This is a genomic window from Actinomadura sp. CNU-125 (assembly GCF_001942465.1).
In the GTDB taxonomy this organism is placed as follows: domain Bacteria; phylum Actinomycetota; class Actinomycetes; order Streptosporangiales; family Streptosporangiaceae; genus Spirillospora.
Genome location: NZ_MKJY01000459.1, coordinates 1 through 2,398 on the forward strand (window position 1 = coordinate 1; position 2,398 = coordinate 2,398).

A 2,398-nucleotide genomic window follows, 5' to 3' on the forward strand; every position below is an offset into this window, starting at 1 on the left:
CGGGCGCGCGCGGCGTCCGCGCCGCCCGGCCCGCGGCGGCACGGCGCCCGCACCGCGCTCGTCCGACCCCGCCAAGCCGTCCGGCAAGAGCGGCTCGGGGAAGACGAACGGGGCGAAGAGCACGTCCAAGACGACGTCGTCGAAAACGTCGTCGTCGAAGACGACATCCGCCAAGACCGGCTCCGCCAAGAGCGGCTCCGCGAAGAAAAGCTCCGGTGGCGCGGCGGGCAAGCGCACGCGGGTCGCGTCCCCGCAGGGGCGCCCGCCCGCCCGTCCCAGCAAGGGGAAGGGCGCGAAGCCCGGACGGCCGCGGCGGCAGCGCGGCGGCGGTTCGGGTCCGCCGCGCGGCCCGCAGCGGCACCGCGGCGTGTTCGACCGCCGCGACCCGCTGAAGCGACTCAACATCGGGCTCCTCGCCGTGGCGTTCGTGCTGTCGCTGTTCGCCGGGCGCCTCGTCCAGCTGCAGACCATCGACGACGACCGGTACGCGGAGCTGGCGCTGCGGCAGCGGGTGAAGGAGATCGAGCTGCCCGCGCTGCGCGGCGAGATCACGCGAAGGGCAACCCGTTCGCCATGACGGTGGAGGCCCGGTCGGTGTTCGCCGACCCGTCGATCATCGAACCGGCGAAGCGGCAGGAGATCGTCAACGCGCTGGCGCCGACGCTCGGGCTCAATCCCGCCGACGTGATGAAGGCGGTCAGCAAGACCGACACCCAGTTCGTGTACGTGGCGCACGGGGTCCGGCCCGAGAAGGCCCGCATGATCAGTGACTGGGGTTTCGCCGGGATCGGAACTTTGCCGGAGTATCGGCGGGAGTATCCCAACGGTTCACTGGCCGCGAGCGTCATAGGTTTCGTGAACGACTCGGGCAAGGGGGCCGCCGGGCTGGAGGCCGCGATGAACGACGTGCTCGCGGGCCGCGACGGACGGCAGCGCGTGGAGCTCAGCCTCGAAGGCCAGCACATCCCGATGGGCAAGGACCAGAAGCAGGCCCCGGTCCCAGGGCGCGGCGTCCGCCTCACCCTGCTGCAGGACCTGCAGTACAAGGCGCAGGAGGCGATCACCGAGCAGGTCAAGGCGAGCAACGCCGAGAGCGGCAGCGTGATCGTCATGGACCCGCGCACCGGCAAGGTGCTCGCGATGGCGTCCGCGCCGGGATACGACCCGAACAGCTACGGCGAGTCGGACGCGAGCGTGTGGGGCAGCCCGATCGTCCAGGACGCCTTCGAGCCGGGCAGCACCGGGAAGGTCGCCACGGCAGCGGCCGTCCTCGAACACGGCGGCGTCACCCCGGCCACCCCGTTCGTCGTGCCGGACCGCGTCCAGCGCTACGACCGCGTGTTCGGCGACTCGCACCCGCACGCGAAGGAGAAGCTCACCTTCGCCGGGGTGCTCGCCCAGTCCAGCAACGTCGGGACCATCCTCGCCAGCGAGCGGATCAGCGAGGAACGGCTCTACAAGACGCTGCGCGAGTTCGGGTTCGGGGAGAAGACCGGCCTGAACCTGCCCGGCGAGACCCCCGGGAACCTCCGGCCGCCCGAGAAATGGTCCGGCGTCGACCGGTACACGATCGCGTTCGGGCAGGGCCTGTCGGTGAACGCCATGCAGATGGCCAGCGTCTACGCGACGATCGCCAACGGCGGCGTCCGGGTCGACCCGAGTCTGGTCGCCGGGACCGTGAACGAGGACGACGAGTTCGACCCCGCCGACGAGCCGGAGAGCAGGCGGGTGATCAGCACCCGCACCGCGCGGCAGATCAGCGACATGCTGGAGGGCGTCACGACCGAGCAGGGCACCGCGCCCAAGGCGCAGATCGCGGGGTACCGCGTCGCCGGCAAGACCGGCACCGCGGAGAAGATCAACCCCGAGACCGGCTCCTACAAGGGCGGCGGCTACGTGGCGTCGTTCGCCGGGTTCGCGCCGGCCGACGACCCGCGGCTCGTCGTTCAGGTCGTCCTGGATAACCCCAGGCGCGGCAGCCACTATGGTGGCGACGTCGCGGCCCCGGTCTTCCGGGAAGTGATGGGCTTCGCGCTGCAGACCCAGAAGATCCCGCCGACCGGGAGCGAACCGCCGAAGATCCGGATCCGCGCGGACTGATCGCAGCGAGTACCCTTCCTCGCCGTGAGTCCGCCGCCGACCTCGTCGCCGGCGCCGCGGCAGTCCCGTTCCGATTCCAGCGAAAGTCACGTCATGCGTCCGACCACCAATCCGGCCCGCCCGCTGAGCGGGCTCGCGGAACTCTTCGGGATCGAGACCGGCGACCCGCCTGCGGGACTCGGGCGGACGTCCGCCACGGGCATCACGCACGACTCCCGCGCCGTCCGGCCCGGCGACGTCTACGCGCGCCCGCCGGGCGCGCGCGCACACGGCGCGCTTCGCCGCGCAGGCCGCGCGG

1 protein-coding gene and 2 pseudogenes are annotated in these 2,398 nt (G+C 72.0%); all 3 read left to right on the forward strand.

Annotated features, from left to right (window positions below; genetic code table 11):
• A pseudogene (locus BJF79_RS63535) lies at window positions 1-577 on the forward strand (peptidoglycan glycosyltransferase); the annotation flags it as partial.
• The gene (locus tag BJF79_RS37575) at window positions 574-2,100 is read left to right on the forward strand and encodes a peptidoglycan D,D-transpeptidase FtsI family protein (RefSeq protein ID WP_262403153.1); all 1,527 of its coding nucleotides are present in this window, start codon (window positions 574-576) and stop codon (window positions 2,098-2,100) included. The pseudogene BJF79_RS63535 and the gene BJF79_RS37575, both read left to right, overlap by 4 nt.
• A 93-nt stretch (window positions 2,101-2,193) precedes the next feature.
• Window positions 2,194-2,398 (forward strand): annotated as a pseudogene (locus tag BJF79_RS37580) (hypothetical protein); the annotation flags it as partial.

Excerpts from the sequence above, each read along its gene's own strand:
- BJF79_RS37575 (WP_262403153.1), top strand. The coding sequence starts at position 574 with ATGACGGTGGAGGCCCGGTCGGTGTTCGCCGACCCGTCGATCATCGAA.